Here is a 16,029-nt window from a genome sequence, read left to right on the forward strand (position 1 = left end):
TCTACGACTCCTTGAGTGCGCACTGGAATATAACGATCAAGTAACGCCATGAGTTGCGTCGTTGCAGGTGAGATAGCCTGTCAAACACAACACTCCCTAGGACAACAATAAAATCTCCGCCGAAAAGCATGAAGAATTCTATAATGGTCCAGAGAAATCCGTGAGCGGTGAGGCCCATGTGATCGGTGCGTGTTCGACTGCTCCACTGCCTGACCGCGCGACTGGGTGACGCCTCTCGTACCTGCGGACATTCCGGACTGCAAGGAGGAAGCGCGTGAGCGTCGTCAGAGCTTCACATGTCTACAAGGTCTTCGGCAAACGCCAGAATGAAGTCGTCAAGCGCCTCGAAGAAGGCGCGGACCGCAAAGACCTCAGCAAGCTCGGAACCGCCGCGGTCATCGATGCCAGCTTCGAGGTGCAGCCCGGAGAGATCTTCGTCGTCATGGGACTCTCCGGCTCCGGCAAGTCGACGCTCATCCGCACGCTCAACGGTCTGTGGTCGACGACCTCGGGATCGGTCGAAGTGCTCGGCACCGACATCGCAAAAGCCGACAGCCGCACTCTCCGGAAGGTGCGCAGCAAGCACATTTCGATGGTCTTTCAGCATTTCGCCCTGCTGCCGCATCGCACCGTGCGTGAGAACGCCGCTTACGCGCTCGAGATCCAAGGTGTGCCGAAGGCCGAACGTCTGGCGAAGGCGGACGAATGGCTCAAAGCCGTCGGACTCGAGGGCTGGGGAGACAGGTACCCGCAGCAGCTCTCGGGCGGCATGCAGCAGAGAGTCGGGCTCGCACGGGCGCTGGCCGCGGAGACCGACATCCTCCTCATGGACGAGGCGTTCTCCGCCCTCGACCCGCTCATCCGCAGGGAGATGCAGGAACAGCTCGTCGAACTCCAGTCGAAGCTGAACAAGACGATCATCTTCATCACACACGACCTCAATGAGGCTATGTTCCTCGGTGATCGCATCGCGGTGATGCGCGACGGCAGGATCGTGCAGATCGGCACCGCCGAGGAGATCCTCACTGAACCGGCCGACGATTACATCGCGGAGTTCGTCCAGGACGTCGATCGCACCCGCGTGCTCACCGCGTCCTCGATCATGCGAGAGACCCAAGCAGCCATCAACATCGACGCCGGGCCCCGCTTGGCGATGAAGGCCCTCGACGACAACAGTTCGTCGGGACTCCTCGTGCTCGACGACGATCGCACGGTGCTCGGCCTCGTCAGCGATCGTGCAGTTGTCCAAGCCGCACGAGAAGGCCTCCCGACCATCCGGGACATCGTCGAACAGACAGACCTGTACACCGTGACGCCCGATACCCCGATCTCCCAGCTCTTCGCACCCAGCTCTGCCGCGAAAGTGCCGTTGACCGTGGTCGATGAGGACAACCGTCTGCTCGGCATCATCCCGCGCGTCGCGCTCCTCAATTCGATGGCCGATCCGGGCCCTGCGACCGGTGAGATCCCCGCAGTGGTCGAGGTGCCTGAGCCGTTAGTCGAATCACCCACTGCCGGAGAGACCGACACGTCCGAGGGAGCTGCTTTCGCCCAGGAGCAGAACTCCCCCACCGAGGTGGCCGAAACGACCGAATCCCACACTGACTCAGAAGGGAGGAACGCCTGATGGATCTCCTCAATCCCCGCATTCCACTGGGCACCTGGATCTCCGACTTCCTCGATTGGTTCACCGTCGCCTTCCGCTGGCTCCTCGACCTCATCACCTTCATTCTCGGTGGACTGTATGACGTCCTCTACCTCGTCTTCTCCTCACCGGTCTACTGGGTGATGATCATCATCTTCGCGGTCATCGCCTACTTCGCGGCCGGCTGGAAGGTCGCTCTCTTCACCCTCATCGGGTTCTATGTCGTCCGGGCACTCGACCAGTGGGACAACACGATGTCGACTCTGGCCCTCGTGCTCGTCGCCGTCATCGTCGCGCTCGTCATCTCGATCCCGCTGGGCATCCTCGCGGCGAAGGTCAACTGGGTGTCGGCCGTCGTCAAACCGATCCTCGACTTCATGCAGTCGATGCCCGCGCTGGCCTACCTCGTTCCGGCGATCATCATGTTCGGCATCGGCCAGGTTCCCGGAGCGATCGCCACCGTCATCTTCGCCCTGCCACCCGGCGTTCGCCTCACCGAGCTGGCGATCCGCCAGGTCAACACCGAAGTCGTCGAGGCAGGCCAGGCATTCGGTGCGAGTCCCTCGCACATCCTCGCGAAGATCCAGATTCCCCTGGCGATGCCGACGATCATGGCCGGCATCAACCAGGTCATCATGCTCGCCCTCTCGATGGTCGTCCTCGCCGGCATGGTGGGTGCGGGAGGCCTCGGTGGTGCCGTCGTCGGTGCCATCAGCGCGCTCGACGTCCCGCTGGCAGTCGAGGCCGGTCTTGCGGTCGTCATCGTGGCGATCTTCCTCGATCGCGTCACGGCCGCTCTCGGCAACCGAACTCCCATCGAACGGGCGCGCCGAGCCGCGTCAGCGTCGTCCTGAACCGCACGATTCAAGTGTCAAAGGAGAATCACATGAAAACCCGAACGGTATCGAAGCTGGGAGCGATCCTCGCAGCGAGCGCACTCGTGCTCTCTGCCTGCGGCGCCTCGAACTCAGGCGGCGGCTCAGGCGGCTCGACCGAAGCCGCAAGCAGCGGCGGCAAGGACTGGTCGCAGTGCTCCCCGGGATCCGAGTCGAAGGATGTCGCAGGAACGGAGGACAGCGACAAGAACGTCACCCTCGGCATCTTCAACGGCTGGGACGAGTCGTACGCGACCGTCTACCTGCTCAAGAACGTACTCGAGCAGGACGGCTACACGGTCAAGACTCAGGAGCTCGATGCAGGGCCCATGTTCACGGGTGTGGCCCAGGGTGACATCGACTTCTTCACCGATGGCTGGCTGCCGCTGACACACGCCAGCTACATCGAGCAGTTCGGCGACGATCTCGTCCCCCAGGGCTGCTGGTACGACAATGCGAAGCTGACCATCGCGGTCAACAACGATTCGCCGGCCAAGACCATCGAGGACCTCAAGACGATGGGCGACGACTACAACAACACGTTGTATGGAATCGAGGCCGGAGCTGGTCTGACGAAGACGACGAAGGAGAAGGCGATCCCGGAATACGGGCTCGACAACATCGACTTCAAGATCTCGTCGACTCCGGCCATGCTCGCACAGCTGAAGAAATCGACGGAGGCCAAGGAGAACGTCGCAGTCACCCTGTGGCGCCCGCACTGGGCCTATGACGCATTCCCCATCCGCGACCTCGAGGATCCGAAGGGCGCGATGGGCGACGCGGAGAAGATCTACAACTTCTCAAGCAAGGATGCGGCCGAGTCCAAGCCGTACGTCTCGCAGCTGCTCAAGAACCTCGTCCTCGACGACAAGAAGCTCGCGAGCCTCGAGAATCTCATGTTCTCCGAGGACAACTTCGCGGGCAAGGATCATGCGAAGGCCGTGGAGCAGTGGCTCAAGGACAACCCGGACTTCGTCGACCAGTGGAAGAAGGGCGAACTCGCCAAGTAGTCCCGAATGCCGCTGACGCGGCCATCGGATCTGCTCAAGGGCACTGCGGACGGTCGTCCGCAGTGCCCTTCGCCATCCATGTCAGCGAACACCGATCGCGTGGACTGCTCCGAGTACGACATGCGCTCACGGGTAGGCAATGATGGCCGACCCGAGTTCGAGGCAGCCCCCACTAGGGTGGGACCATGACCGGATCCGATGAGGCCCCCACCGTCCAGCGGGGACAGCTCGACACCGCCGTCGGGCTCGTCGCACTGACGAGCACCGGTGAGGCGATCGTCCGCCTCGAATGGGTCACCGCCGAGGAGGCCGGGTCCGACGGCGGGGTCCCTCGCGATCCGCTCCTCGTCGACGCGCTCGCTCAGGTGCGGGCATACTTCGACGGCCGCCTCGGCGAGTTCGATCTTCCGCTCTCACTGGCGGGGATCTCCGCGGTCGCGACGACAGTCCTCCGGACGCTTGCCGACACCGTCGGGTTCGGGGAGACCGTCACCTACGGCCAGCTCGCTGAGCGCAGCGGCACCGGGATTCCGGCACGCGCGATCGGCAGCATCATGGGGATGAACCCGCTGCCGCTCATCATCCCCTGCCATCGCGTCGTCGCCGGCGACGGCCTCGGCGGCTACTCCGGCGGACCCCCGGGTCAGGGTCTGGAGACGAAGCGCAGGCTCCTCGAATTCGAAGGTGCCCTCCCGCAGTCCCTCTTCTGAACGACAGCGCCCCAGACGACACCAGGGCCGTGACCCGATGGGTGTCCCCACCAGGTCACGGCCCTGCTGCCGAACGATGACGACGGCTCAGCCCTCGAAGAGAGCCTGACCGACGTACTCGCCCTGCTTGACTCCCCGCGGGATCGCCCACACCGTCGACGCGATGGGCACGGTCCAGATGTTGAGCAGGTCGAACTCGGCGAGCCGCCGCTGGATCGGCAGGAACTGCCGTTCGATGTCCGCCTGGAACGACGCGAACAGCAGACCGGCCTCACCCCCAGGACCGGTCTCGTAGTTGTACGGCCGGCGGTGGATCTGCGCCTCGGGACCCAGACCGTCGCGCGAACGCGCCACGTGCGAGGCCGACGAGATCACGGTGAGCCCGCGCTTGTCGACGGCCTTGAAGTCCGGATCGTCGAACTCGGACGTGCCCGTCAGCGGGGCGCCGTTGTCCAAGGTCCGCCCGATCGCGAACTCGCGACCCGGACGGTCCGCCTCATCCCAGGTCTCGAGGTTCATCGCGATGTCCCGCAGCACGAGGGTCGTTCCGCCCTGCAGCCAGTCGGGCAGGTTCGCGCCGAGGTCGCTCGGCGGCTCACCACGTGAGGAGAAGACGGGATCCTTCCGACCGCTCGCCCTGCCCCACACGAGCCGAGTGAAGTCCTCCGACCCCGGGCCCGGACTCGCCGTGCCGTCGATCTGACCGAAGAGGTTGCGCTGGGTCTTGCCCTCCCCCTTGCTGCCGTACGAACGACGGAACCCCGTGCGCTGCCAGGCCACCTCGGCGAACGCCCGGGAATCCTTCCACAGCATGCGCCGGGCATGGTTGACGCCGATCGGATCGTCCCCGCAGATCTGGATGAGCAGATCTCCTCTCGAGCGCTTCGGATCGAGCCGGTCGATCGTGAACTTCTCGAGCGGCCCCAGCCACGACGGGACCTTCGCAGCCCCCGCCGTCCTCACGAGCCCGGGACCGAAGCCGAACGTCACCGTCAGGCGCGCGGGATCGTTGGCAAGCTCCGGTTCGGAGTCCGCCAAGGGCGCCACACCCTGCGTGAGCGCGGCCGCGTCATCGGTGAGCAGACGCAGCCAGCGCTTGACGTCGTCGGCCGTCGACCCCGGCTTGAGGGTGAACGCGAGGAACTCCCCGTGCGCCTGCGGCATCGTCTCGACCCCGGCCTGATGCTCGCCGTAGAACGGCTCCGCGACCGCGCCGTTGGCGCCCTGGGTGTCTCGCCGAGGCTGCTCATCGACCTGCTTGTGCGAGGCCCGTCCCACGCCGAATCCGGCGAGCGAACCGACGGCTCCCGCCCCGCCGGCGACGGCCGCCGACGCGATGAGGCGTCGACGGCTGAAGCCGGAGCGGGCCGAGCCCTCAGCGTTCGCGGTCGGATCGGATTCCGTTCCTGACGCGTCGCTCATCTGCGGATCCTGCGACGGGCGGGGATCACTTGTCACCGGACATGTCCATCCCGTCCATGCCGCTGTCGCCGGACTTCTTCTCGCCGTCCGTGCCGGCATCGGCCTCACCCGGCGCGTAGGTCTCCTGCGCACCCGAGTAGTCCTTGGCGACGGCCTTGACGGGGATCGTCTCGTCGTCGGCGGTCACGAGCTGGACGTCGATCTCCTCACCCGGCTTGATGGGTCGGGTCAGACCCATGACCATGATGTGGTCGCCGCCGGGCTCGAGGGTGTAGGACTGGCCCGCCTTGATGACGAAGCCGCCCTTCTTCTCCTGCATCTTCATCGTTCCGGTGCCGTCGTCGACGGTCTCGTGGAGCTGGACCATCGACGCACCGTCGTACTTCGCCTCGACGAGGTTGATGTCCTTGTCGGTCGTGTTCGTCAGCGTGCCGAAGATTCCGGTCATGTTGTCGTCAGCGGCCTTGACCCACGCGTCGTCGAGCGTGAGCGAGGCGGCCGCGGTCTCTGCGGAGCTCGCCGAGGTGGTCTCGGAACCGCTGGCCTGCGTGCTGCTCTGGCCGCAGCCGCTGAGGCCGAGGACGAGGGCGACCGAGGCGGCGGCGATGGGCATGGCGGTGGTGAGGATGGTGTTCTTTCGCATTTTCGTCTGCACTTTCGTGTGGTGGCGCTCGACGATGTCACTGGACTCGGTCGCTGCTGGGACCGGAGGTCAGGCGACCTCAGCGGTCTGCGGACCCGAACGGGGCGAGGACCGGGATCTCCCGGTCGGATACGGTGTCCGACGCAGGTTTCACCGCCTCGGCGAGGCGGGAGTCCCTGCTCGGGAGGCAGGACCGCAGCGACTGGTCGGCGAGTGCCGAAGATGATGGGACGGCAGCTGAGGCATCGGGCCGTGGGCTGCCGGGGTGGGGTGTCAGACGAGTGCGGGAGGGCCGCGGCGATAGTTCGGGCCGAGGACGGCCGTGGCGATCCGCGTCGGCAGGTCGCAGAACTCGGCGAGGAACCGGTTGTCGGCGTCGGCGAGGGTGCGGCGGACGAGCGCGAAGGCGCGCAGCGCGATCCCGACGGGGCCGAGTGCGAGCTGGAGGATGCTCAGGACGAGGTCTTCGCCGCGTTTGAGGATGAAGGCGGTGATGACGATGCCGACGATGTGGGCGAGCACCATCGTCGGTCCTGCGCCGTTCGAATGGTTCATCGTCTGGGCCATGGCGGCCTGGCTGAGGTCGAGCGAGCCGACGGGTTGGCTCATCATCTCGTGCTCGCTCGCGGACATGCCGGCCATCGTCGAGCCCGAGCCTGCCTGCGTCGTCGCGCCGTTCATCGGACCCATCGAGCCGAACCAGCCCATCGAGACATGCATGAGGATCTGCCCGAGTCCGATGATCGCGGCGAGCGAGAGATGGCCGAGCCTGCGCCCGGCGAGGATCATCGCCGCCCAGAGGACGAAGACGAAGACGAATCCGGTGCCGACCACGGAGACGTCGCCTCCCGCCCCGACGTGCATGAGCAGGGCGAGCAGGGTGGTGATGAGTGCGGCGAAGAGCGCCCGGACGGACTTGTGCCAGCCGGTCATGCCACCTCCTCACTTCAGCGCCTGCTCAGGCTTCTCGGACCTTCTACCCAGTGTAGAACCGGGGGCGTGGGCCATGCCAGTCGCCGCCGTCGCGCCCGGTCACCGGTATCGCGCCAGGCGGGCCCTTCCGAGCCCCGGCGAAGTCTACCCGTCTGCGGTGAACGTCCGGGGACGAAACGGCGAGGCGATGCGGAAGGGGGGGGGGCCGCGCGGTCCCACCCCCTTCCTGCCGCCGACTTGTCAGTCGGTCCTCTCCGCCCGACGGCGAGCGAGGAAGACGACCGCAACACCGAGAGCCATGAGTCCGGCGGCGATGCCGACCATGCCGAGTGTCTCGACACCCGTGCGCGGCAGGCTGCCGCCGTTCGAACCACTGGTCGACCCGCTGTCCGTGGTGCCTGAGGTGCCGCCGTTCGACCCGGTGCCGCTCGACGAACCGTTCGACGCCCCTCCGGACGATGACGTGCCGTTGCTGCCGTTCGCCGCCGATGCGGCATCGCTGCCCCCACTCGTCGACCCGTCGTCGCTGTTCGAGGCCGCATCGGAGTCCACGCTGTTCGCTGCGGAGTCAGCGTTGGAGGCGGAGTCCGATTCGGTTCCGTCCGCCGACGCACCGGCATCGGAGCCGTCCGCCCCGGAAGCCGCATCACCGGTATCGGCAGCGGCATCCGAATCCGCTCCATCTGTCGAGGCGTCAGCCTCGGAGCCATCGGTCGAAGCATCGGCTTCGGAGCCATCGGTGCTCGCGTCCGATTCCGATCCGTCCGCCGAGGCGTCGGCCTCGGTGCCGTCCGTCGACGCGTCGGCTTCGCTCGTGGTCGACTTCACGTTGACGATCTTCCCGGCATCCTGCGACATGCCGCCGCCCGAGGACAAGGTCACCGTCTTCGCCTCGTCGCTGGTCTCATACCCGGCTGGAGCCTTGACCTCCGTGAGGGTGTACTCGCCTTTGACGAGCTTGCCGACGCGGAAGCGTCCGTCGGTCTTGTCCCCGTCGAGCTCACCGTTGTCGACGATGGTCTTCTCGTAACCGTTCGGCCCCGTGAGGGAGAATTCGGCGCCGGGGAGCAGGTCGCCGTTCTCATCGACCTTCTGCCACGACAGGTAGCCGATGCTCCCGCTGCCGCCGCCGGCGGGCCGCTTGTACGTGACGTTCTGCGTGGCCTTCTCACTGCCCGACACCGCGGTGTTCCGCAGCACGTCTCCGTCCTTGACGGAGTCGTCGGGGTAGACGGTGTAGAAGATCCAGTAGGCGTAGTCGCGGGTGCTCTCGGTCTTCTCGGAATCGAAGTCCACCCGGAACGAGGGAGTCGCGTCGTCGAAGGACACCGTGAAGTCCTCACCCCTGGTGAGGTAGACGGTCGGAGTCATACCACCGTCGATGTCGCGGCTGCGACGAGTCGCGCTGACCGAGTCCTTGTCGAGCACCGTGCGGGCGTCGTAGAAGTCCTCGATCCTCAGCCCATTGCGCTGAAGCTGCTGGGCGCCGATGCCGACTCGGTACGTGATCGACCCGTCGGGGTTCGAATCGTAGAGTTTGTACATCTTCGTCGGCAGACCACCGGAGAGCGGAGTGATCTCGGTCCGCGTGTGGAACTTCGTTCCGCTGCCGGTGGTGAAGTCAAGGCCCGCGCCTTGGGTGGGGATGCGTGCGATCGAGGGGAAATCGAGGGTGGCTTCGACGTCGGAATGCGAGTCGACGTAGTCCGTGAATGTGCACGTGACCGTCCTGGTCGCGACCTCGCAGTTCGCGATGACCGCACCCGAATCGTCCTTCAGTTCGATGCTCGACGGCGCGCCGTCGATCTGCGAGGCGAGATTCACCGTCACCGTATCGCCGGCGGTCGCCGACTCCGGCACGGCGAAGTCGATCTTCACCGGCAGCTGGGTCCTCGCCCGCACGCTGCCCGGATCGGGCGTCGTCGAGATTGTGGTGACGGCGTCGACCTCGGCGGCCTGCGCGGGGGTCGCCGTCGGCGCCAGGAACCCCACGGCGAGGACCAGGGCAGCCGCGCCGGCGAGGAAGCCCGACATCGTCCGCGATCGCGGCTGGGAGCCGCCGCGGGCCGCGCGTCGATGCAGGGTGATGGGGGATGGCATTCCGTGTCTCCGGGTAGGGGATCGTCTCGAGGGGGAAACGTGGGTGTGCGCCCTCTCCGAAACGAAGAAAGCGCACGTGGGTAATCCCGATCCTAACGGAGCAAACAGCGACTACGCCAGTCGCTAATGGGCGCCCAAAACGCCCTCGACAACGACTGTTGTCGCTCACTCATAAGGTTACTCGACAGTTGTCGTTACCGGAATCAGGTCACATGCGCAGCCAGGTGTCCTCGGTGCGCTTGACCATCGCACCGGCCTCCTCAGCCGCGGCCATCCATGTCACGGGCACACCCTCGGCATCGATGACGGAGTCGGAGAGGACGATGACGTCGAAGTTGCACACGAGTCCCGCCATGGCCGATGCCCACACCGCCCCCGGGTCCTCGTCGAGGCCGGCGATGACGATGCGGTCGACGGCCATGTCATGCAGTCCCGCAGCGAGGTCCTCGATGCCTTCGAAGATGTCGGGATTGTCCGAGCGGAGCACGAGGTCTTCCTCGTCGGGTCCGTAGACGCTGATCTCCGCATCCTCGCGATCGGCCAGCTCCTCCTTCGTCGATGCGAAGATGAGGACCCCGCCCACCGCGCGCGTGCGCCCGACGATCCCGCCGAGGGTCTCGATCGCCTCCTGGGAGGTGAAACCGGTGTCGTCCGTGTCAATGAGGAGCAGTGCATCCATGGGCACCATCTTCCCACGACAGGCGCCCGCGGCGGCAACGTCGGCTGTGCCTCAGTCCCCGATCCACACCCTCTGTGTGCGCATCCGAGCGTCGAGGAGCACGCAGTCGGCCGTCTGACCGACACGCAGCAGGGAGTGGACCTCGGGATCGAGGCGACCGAGCGCCCGCAGCGGGACGAGGCTCGCCGCCTGCGCGGCCGCGACCGGACTCATGCCCACCTCGGCGACGGCCCGCCGCACGGCCTCGTCCATCGTCAGGGTCGAGCCTGCGATCGACCCGACGCTGCCGTCGTCACGGCGCACACGCGCCACACCGTCCTCGACGCGCACAGGCAGCGCACCGAGCACATAGTCACCGTCGCCCATGCCCGTCGCCGCCATCGCATCGGTGATGAGCGCGACCCGGCCGGGAGCGAGATCGGCGATCATCCGCGCCGCCGGGGCGTGGACGTGGATGCCGTCGTTGATGAGTTCGAGTGTGACGTGCGGGGCGTCGACGGCGGCGAGGATCGGACCCGGGCCGCGGTGGTGGATGCCTGACATCCCGTTGAAGACGTGGGTGAGGATGCTCGCGCCCGCATCGAAGGCCCGCGCCGCCTCGTCGTAGCCGGCGGCGGTGTGCCCGATGGCCACCTTCACCCCCGCCGAGGTGAAGCGTTCGATCGCCTCGAGCGCTCCGGGCAGCTCCGGGGCGAGGGTCACCTGGACCAGCTGACCGTCGGCGGCCTCGAGCAGACGGTCGACCGCCTCGGCGGTGGGGGACGTGAGCACCTCGGGCGAATGGGCGCCCTTGAAGTCCGGGGAGAGGAACGGTCCTTCCGCGTGGAGCCCGAGGACGCACCGATAGTCGCGGGCGGCCTGCGCCCCCGTGCGCAGGGCCGCGCTCAGCCCGTCGATCGTGTCCGAGACGAAGGAGAGGACGAGCGCCCGGGTCCCGTGGGCCCGGTGGACAGAGAGGATCTCGCCGAGGTGCTCGGCCCCGTCCTCGACGTTGCGTCCGCCGGCGCCGTGGGTGTGGATGTCGACGAACGCCGGCGCGAGGAAGGCGCCGGCGGCGTCGACGACCTCGGTGCCCGAGCGCACGAACCGCTGCCAGTGCGTTCCCCGCCCGCGGCCGACGATGGTGCCGTCTGCGACCGCGAGCCACGTGTCGGCGAAGTCGGTCGAGAAGGTCGCCGGGTCGCTGTCGAGGATGACGGCGTCGTGGACGATGGCATCGACCCGCTCCGGGGCGGCGTCGGCGCTCATCGCCGCCCCGCCTCGGTCCCGGTGCGATCGGTGCGCGCGAGGTCGACGGCGAATCCGGCCGCCGTGAGCTCGCCCAGGGCCGCCTCGCCGAGGCTGTCGTCGGTGATGATCTCCCCGAACACCTCGGTCCCGCCCACCGAGGCGAAGGAGCGGCGCCCGTACTTCGAGGAGTCCGCAACGACGACGGCGCGGTCCGCCCGCTGGGCCATGAGCCGGTTGACGTACGCCTCGTCCTCGTTCGCCGTCGTCCCCCCGGCACTCGCCGAGAACGCGTGGACGCCGATGAACGCGAGGTCGAGCCAGATGCCGCGCAAGACCGCGTCGACGAACGACCCGACGAGTTCGAAGCTCGAGGTGTTGATGACGCCCCCGCAGACGATGACCTTGATGCCGGGATGGACGGCGAGCTTGTTGGCGATGTCGACGGCGTTGGTGACGATCGTGAGGTCGTGGAGGAGGTCGTCGCGCTGGCTGAGGGCATCGGCGACCATGAACGTCGTCGTCCCCCCGGAGAGCCCGATCGTCGATCCCGGTGCGATCCGGTCGATCGCGACCCGGGCGATCGCGGCCTTCGCCTCTGTGGCGGCGGCCTCCTTGTACCGCAGGGACAGGTCGTAGTCGACGTTGCGCCGACTCGCCCCGCCGTGCGTACGTTCGAGCAGCCGCCTGCCTTCGAGCAGGTCGAGGTCGCGGCGGACCGTCGCCAGGGACACGCCGAGCTCCTCGCTCAGCGCCTCGACGCCGACGGTGCTGTCGCGGTCGAGGCGCGCGAGGATGCGATCGAGACGGTCTTCACGCGGGCTCATAGAGCCACTTTCGGGCCTCGTCCGCGGTTTTGGCAAGCGGGGGTGTCATTCGCCGCCCCGGCCCGCGAGCAGGGTGAGCAGACGCGCCGCCTCGGCGGCGAAGGCCTCCCGGGCGGGGGCGAGGTACTTCCTCGAGTCGACGAGTGAGGGGTTCTCGGTCAGGGTCTCGCGCACCGCGGCGGTGAAGACGGAGTTGAGGTGGGTCGAGATGTTGACCTTGCGCATGCCGGCGGCCACACCGCGACGGATCTCGTCGTCGGCGACTCCGGAGGAGCCGTGGAGGACGAGTGGGACCGGGACCACCTCGGCGAGGCGGGCGATGAGGGCGAGGTCGAGTCGACTCGTGCGCTCGACCATCGCGTGCGAACTGCCGACGGCCACGGCGAGGGCATCGATGCCGGTCAGGGCCGTGAATTCGACGGCTTCGGCGGGGTCGGTGCGCACTCCCGGGGCGTGCGCGCCGTCCTTGCCGCCGATCTCCCCGAGCTCGGCCTCGACGGCGATGCCGGCGTCGTGGGCCCGGCGGACCACCTCGGCGGTGGTGGCGCAGTTGGCGTCGTAGTCGAGGTGGGCGCCGTCGTACATGATCGAGTCGAAGCCGAGCCCGATCGCCTCGTCGACGAGGGCGGTGTCCGTCGCATGGTCGAGGTGGAGGGCCACCGGCACTGCGGCCGCGTCGGCGATGGCCCGGGTCGCGAGCGCGATCGGGGCGAGTGCCCCGTGGTAGCGCACGCAGTTCTCGGAGATCTGCATGATGACCGGCAGACCGGCCGCCTCGGCGCCGGCGGCGATGGCCTCCGCGGACTCGAGGTGGATGACGTTGAACGCTCCCACCGCGGTGCCGGATTCCGCCGCCGCATCGAGCAGGGCGGTCGTCGATGCTCTCGTCATGGTCTGTCTCCGGTTCGCTTTGGGTCGGCGGGCGTGTGATCGCCGAGGAGGTGATGCGTGGGTGCGTGATCGCCGAGGTTCGGACCGGTGGGCGCGTCATCGCCGCGGAGGTCGTCGACGTGGACGCGCTCGCGCAGTGCACGCCAGTCCGGGTGGATCTGTCCTGCCTGCGGCATGAGCACGGCGGCGGCCGAGACCGCGACGGCTCTCGTGAGGATCTCGACGACCTCGTCCTCGCCGAGGCGGGCGCGGGGGTCCGGTCGCCCGGCGAGGCAGGCGGCGAGCGCGGCGACGGCGGCGTCACCGGCACCGGTCGGGTTGCCCGTGAGCGCCTCGTCGAGGCGGGCCCGGCCGCGCGGACCGGCCTCGTCAGCGAGGACGAGCCCGTCGGACCCGCAGGAGAGGAGGACGTGCTCGGCACCAGCGTCGATGAGCCGGGCGACGCCGTCGAGGACGCCTGTGCGAGACAGGTCGTCCGTCGCCGCGGCAGCGGTCGCTGTGGCGTCCGTCGCCGTGGTGGCCGCCGACGGGGCAGCCGTCGCTGCCGCGTCGCCGGAGAAGAGCTCCGCGAGCTCCTCGTCGTTGGGTTTGACCCAGTCGGCTCCCGCAGTCGCGGCGGCGAGGAGAGCCTGACCGGAGGTGTCGACGATGACCGTCACCCCGGCCGCATGGGCGGACTCGATGAGCTCGGGCACAAGGCCCGGAGGGCAGTCGGCGGGCGTCGATCCGGAGACGACGAGGACGCGCACGGCCGGATCGTGCAGGCGGGCTGCGACTGTGGACTGCAGCTGCGCCCAGACCTCGGGCGGGTGCGGGTGCGCGGTCTCGTTGACGAGCGTCGCCCGGCCCGAACCCTCGATCACGGCGATGCTGCGACGCAGCGGCGAGGGTGTGGGGGTGAGATCCCAGATCGGCCCCGGCGCCCCAGGCCCTCCCGGGGACCCCTCGCCGAACGAGGACGCGCCCGGCGATGACCCGCCCGGCCAATGGTCCTCGTTCACGGGACCATAGGTCGTGACGGGGACTCCGAGCGCGGCGAGCACACGGGCCACATTCATCCCCTTGCCCCCGAGCGCCTCGGCGGCAGGAGCGGCCCGATGCGAGCGACCGAGACCGAGCTCCCCCACCTCCAGGGTGAGATCGAGCGCGGGACTGAGCGTGAGCACGGCGACAGCTGGTCTGCTCACCGGGTGCTCCGGGTGAGCAGACCGGCGCCGATGAGACCGGCGACGGGTCCGAGTTCTGCCCGGCGAATGTGCGGGGCGCGGTGGAAGTCCAGGCGGGCCCTCAGGGCCTCGTCCACCCCGTCGAGGAGCTCGTCGGCGCTGCTCAGCCCTCCTCCGAAGACGATCGCCTCGGGAGCGACGACGGCAACGAGCTGTGCGCACATCGCACCGAGGGCATCGACCGCCTCGGCGAACACTTCGGCGGCGATCTCATCACCTGCGTGCATGGCCCCGAGCACGTCGAGCGACCCGGCCACGGCGGTGCCGCTGCGCGCCGAGTACCTGCGGGCGATCGCAGCTGCTGAGGCGATGTGCTCGATGGGACCGCGGAAGAGTCCGTCCGCGGTGTCGACGGCGACCTCGCAGAAGCCCACCTCCCCGGCGAACCCGCCGGCCGAGACCAGCCGCCCCTCGACCATGATCGCCGCGGCGATGCCCGTCCCGATCGTCACCATGGCCGCGTTGCCCGGCATCTCCTCGGCGAGCGCGAACTCCGCCCGCCCGGCCGCGCGGACGTCGTGGGAGACCGTCGTGGCCACGCCGAGGCGGTCGGTGAGGATCCGGGCGAACGGGACGTTGCGCCAGCCGAGATTGGCAGAGAACACACCCGTGCCCGTCGCCTCCTCGACGATGCCGGGGAGGACGACGGCCGCCTCGGCGATCGGATGATCGGGATGCGTGCGACCGAATTCGGCGCCGAACTCCGCGACGACGTCGACGACCTCGCCGGCGGCGGCGTCCGCGCATTCGGGGGTGGGCGCCGTGATCGCCTCGACGAGGCGGCCGGCCTCGTCGAATAGCACCGCCTTCATCCCCGTGCCGCCGACGTCGACGGCGAGCGCAACCGGGCCGGGGCCCAGGCTCCGCCCGGCGGCGACGCTGAGGATCTCGGCCCGCGTGGTCATGCGCCGAGGATGACGGAACGGGTGAGCGAACGCGGATGGTCGGGATCGACGCCGAGGCGTCGGGCCTTGGTCAGGGCGAGTGCGTGAAGGCGGACGAGGTCGGCCAGCGGGTCCCGGTCGGATTCGACGAAGCGGGCGCCGGTGGCCTCGACCTGCTCGCGCAGACCCGCAGGCGCCTGACCGTACTGCCAGGTCACCCGGCCGGGAGCGGCGATCGCGATGGGGCCGTGCCGGTACTCCATCGACGAGTACGACTCGGTCCAGGCCTGGGCGGATTCGCGCAGCTTGAGCGCCGCCTCATTGGCCAGGCCCCAGGTCCAGCCCATGCCGAGGAAGCTGTACTGCTCGGCGTCGATGAGGGCGTCGTCGAGGATCGCGGGGTCGAACTCGGTGAAGTCCGCGCTGATCCCCTCGAGCACGGTCCGCGCGTCGGTCACCGCCTTCCCCACCGCCTCGCCGCCTCCGGTCCACGTGCGCAGCAGGGCGATCGTCGAGGTGCAGAAGCGGGTCTGGACCACGGAGCGCTCATCGGCGTAGTCGAGTGCGATGACCTCGTTCGCCCGGTCGGCGATCGGGTTCTCGGCGCCCCCGACGATCGCGGTCACCGGAACCGACCCGGCGAGGCGCTCGAGCGCGTCGACGACCTCGGTCGTCGTTCCCGAGCGGGAGATGGCGACGACGCGGTCGTAGGTGCGGTCAAAGGGGTACTCGCTCGCGGTGAATGCGTCGGTCTCCCCCTGGCCTGCGCCTTCGCGGAGGTTCGCGTAGATCTGCGAGGCGAACCACGACGATCCGCATCCGATGACCGCCACCCGTTCGCCGGGCGCCGGCACCGCGGCCTCCGAAACGGTGAGCGACAGGGTGCGCTCCCACGCCTCCGGCTGATCGCGCAGCTCCTCTGCCATGTACTCGCCACCACTGGTCATTGCGCACTCC

15 protein-coding genes are annotated in these 16,029 nt (G+C 68.2%); 4 read left to right on the plus strand and 11 right to left on the minus strand.

Annotated features, from left to right (window positions below):
- Positions 1-274: 274 nt before the first annotated feature.
- The 4 genes from AACX88_RS01520 to AACX88_RS01535 all read left to right on the plus strand — a co-directional run bounded on the left by AACX88_RS01520 (position 275) and on the right by AACX88_RS01535 (position 4,240).
- Positions 275-1,627, plus strand: a complete 1,353-nt coding sequence (locus AACX88_RS01520; protein ID WP_339391328.1) for a quaternary amine ABC transporter ATP-binding protein — start codon at positions 275-277, stop codon at positions 1,625-1,627.
- A complete protein-coding gene (locus AACX88_RS01525) occupies positions 1,627-2,499 on the plus strand; it encodes an ABC transporter permease (RefSeq protein WP_339391329.1) in 873 nt (290 codons plus the stop codon). The genes AACX88_RS01520 and AACX88_RS01525 overlap by 1 nt, the downstream gene beginning before the upstream one ends.
- A gap of 32 nt (positions 2,500-2,531) precedes the next feature.
- Positions 2,532-3,530: a glycine betaine ABC transporter substrate-binding protein gene (locus tag AACX88_RS01530; RefSeq protein ID WP_339391330.1), complete on the plus strand. Its 999-nt coding sequence runs from the start codon at positions 2,532-2,534 to the stop codon at positions 3,528-3,530.
- 185 nt (positions 3,531-3,715) lie between these two features.
- The gene (locus AACX88_RS01535; protein WP_339391331.1) at positions 3,716-4,240 is read left to right on the plus strand and encodes a methylated-DNA--[protein]-cysteine S-methyltransferase; all 525 of its coding nucleotides are present in this window, start codon (positions 3,716-3,718) and stop codon (positions 4,238-4,240) included.
- Positions 4,241-4,327: 87 nt separating this feature from the next.
- Here the strand turns inward: AACX88_RS01535 and AACX88_RS01540 are convergent, their stop codons facing one another.
- The 11 genes from AACX88_RS01540 to AACX88_RS01590 form a co-directional block, all read right to left on the minus strand.
- Positions 4,328-5,662, minus strand: a complete 1,335-nt coding sequence (locus AACX88_RS01540) for a Dyp-type peroxidase (RefSeq protein WP_339391332.1) — start codon at positions 5,660-5,662, stop codon at positions 4,328-4,330.
- A gap of 25 nt (positions 5,663-5,687) precedes the next feature.
- On the minus strand, positions 5,688-6,305 hold the full coding sequence (locus AACX88_RS01545) for a copper chaperone PCu(A)C (protein WP_339391333.1): 618 nt from the start codon (positions 6,303-6,305) through the stop codon (positions 5,688-5,690).
- Positions 6,306-6,578: 273 nt separating this feature from the next.
- Positions 6,579-7,238: a hypothetical protein gene (locus tag AACX88_RS01550; RefSeq protein ID WP_339391334.1), complete on the minus strand. Its 660-nt coding sequence runs from the start codon at positions 7,236-7,238 to the stop codon at positions 6,579-6,581.
- 240 nt (positions 7,239-7,478) lie between these two features.
- Positions 7,479-9,338, minus strand: coding sequence for an Ig-like domain-containing protein (locus AACX88_RS01555; protein WP_339391335.1), 1,860 nt, complete (start codon positions 9,336-9,338; stop codon positions 7,479-7,481).
- 208 nt (positions 9,339-9,546) lie between these two features.
- On the minus strand, positions 9,547-10,017 hold the full coding sequence (locus tag AACX88_RS01560; RefSeq protein ID WP_339391336.1) for a hypothetical protein: 471 nt from the start codon (positions 10,015-10,017) through the stop codon (positions 9,547-9,549).
- Positions 10,018-10,068: 51 nt separating this feature from the next.
- Positions 10,069-11,265 carry an N-acetylglucosamine-6-phosphate deacetylase gene (locus tag AACX88_RS01565; RefSeq protein ID WP_339391337.1) on the minus strand — a complete coding sequence of 399 codons (1,197 nt, stop codon included), beginning with the start codon at positions 11,263-11,265 and terminating at the stop codon, positions 10,069-10,071.
- Complete coding sequence (locus AACX88_RS01570) at positions 11,262-12,071, minus strand: DeoR/GlpR family DNA-binding transcription regulator (RefSeq protein WP_339391338.1); 810 nt, start codon at positions 12,069-12,071, stop codon at positions 11,262-11,264. The genes AACX88_RS01565 and AACX88_RS01570 overlap by 4 nt, the downstream gene beginning before the upstream one ends.
- A gap of 45 nt (positions 12,072-12,116) precedes the next feature.
- A complete protein-coding gene (locus tag AACX88_RS01575; RefSeq protein WP_339391339.1) occupies positions 12,117-12,962 on the minus strand; it encodes a class II fructose-bisphosphate aldolase in 846 nt (281 codons plus the stop codon).
- A complete protein-coding gene (locus AACX88_RS01580) occupies positions 12,959-14,149 on the minus strand; it encodes a PfkB family carbohydrate kinase (protein WP_339391340.1) in 1,191 nt (396 codons plus the stop codon). Before AACX88_RS01580 ends, AACX88_RS01575 begins: the two co-directional genes overlap by 4 nt.
- Positions 14,146-15,093: an ROK family protein gene (locus AACX88_RS01585; RefSeq protein ID WP_339391341.1), complete on the minus strand. Its 948-nt coding sequence runs from the start codon at positions 15,091-15,093 to the stop codon at positions 14,146-14,148. Before AACX88_RS01585 ends, AACX88_RS01580 begins: the two co-directional genes overlap by 4 nt.
- Positions 15,090-16,019 (minus strand): SIS domain-containing protein, encoded by a 930-nt coding sequence (locus tag AACX88_RS01590; RefSeq protein ID WP_339391342.1) that lies wholly within the window; start codon positions 16,017-16,019, stop codon positions 15,090-15,092. Before AACX88_RS01590 ends, AACX88_RS01585 begins: the two co-directional genes overlap by 4 nt.
- Between the last annotated feature and the right edge of the window lie 10 nt (positions 16,020-16,029).

Origin of the sequence: Brevibacterium metallidurans (assembly GCF_037101285.1) — a bacterium.
Taxonomy (GTDB): Bacteria; Actinomycetota; Actinomycetes; order Actinomycetales; family Brevibacteriaceae; genus Brevibacterium; species Brevibacterium metallidurans.

Coding starts and splice junctions, on each gene's coding strand:
- AACX88_RS01550 (WP_339391334.1), bottom strand. CDS start 7,238: ATGACCGGCTGGCACAAGTCCGTCCGGGCGCTCTTCGCCGCACTCATC.
- AACX88_RS01525 (WP_339391329.1), top strand. CDS start 1,627: ATGGATCTCCTCAATCCCCGCATTCCACTGGGCACCTGGATCTCCGAC.
- AACX88_RS01590 (WP_339391342.1), bottom strand. CDS start 16,019: ATGACCAGTGGTGGCGAGTACATGGCAGAGGAGCTGCGCGATCAGCCG.
- AACX88_RS01575 (WP_339391339.1), bottom strand. CDS start 12,962: ATGACGAGAGCATCGACGACCGCCCTGCTCGATGCGGCGGCGGAATCC.
- AACX88_RS01560 (WP_339391336.1), bottom strand. CDS start 10,017: ATGGATGCACTGCTCCTCATTGACACGGACGACACCGGTTTCACCTCC.
- AACX88_RS01535 (WP_339391331.1), top strand. CDS start 3,716: ATGACCGGATCCGATGAGGCCCCCACCGTCCAGCGGGGACAGCTCGAC.
- AACX88_RS01555 (WP_339391335.1), bottom strand. CDS start 9,338: ATGCCATCCCCCATCACCCTGCATCGACGCGCGGCCCGCGGCGGCTCC.
- AACX88_RS01530 (WP_339391330.1), top strand. CDS start 2,532: ATGAAAACCCGAACGGTATCGAAGCTGGGAGCGATCCTCGCAGCGAGC.
- AACX88_RS01585 (WP_339391341.1), bottom strand. CDS start 15,093: ATGACCACGCGGGCCGAGATCCTCAGCGTCGCCGCCGGGCGGAGCCTG.
- AACX88_RS01545 (WP_339391333.1), bottom strand. CDS start 6,305: ATGCGAAAGAACACCATCCTCACCACCGCCATGCCCATCGCCGCCGCC.
- AACX88_RS01540 (WP_339391332.1), bottom strand. CDS start 5,662: ATGAGCGACGCGTCAGGAACGGAATCCGATCCGACCGCGAACGCTGAG.
- AACX88_RS01565 (WP_339391337.1), bottom strand. CDS start 11,265: ATGAGCGCCGACGCCGCCCCGGAGCGGGTCGATGCCATCGTCCACGAC.
- AACX88_RS01570 (WP_339391338.1), bottom strand. CDS start 12,071: ATGAGCCCGCGTGAAGACCGTCTCGATCGCATCCTCGCGCGCCTCGAC.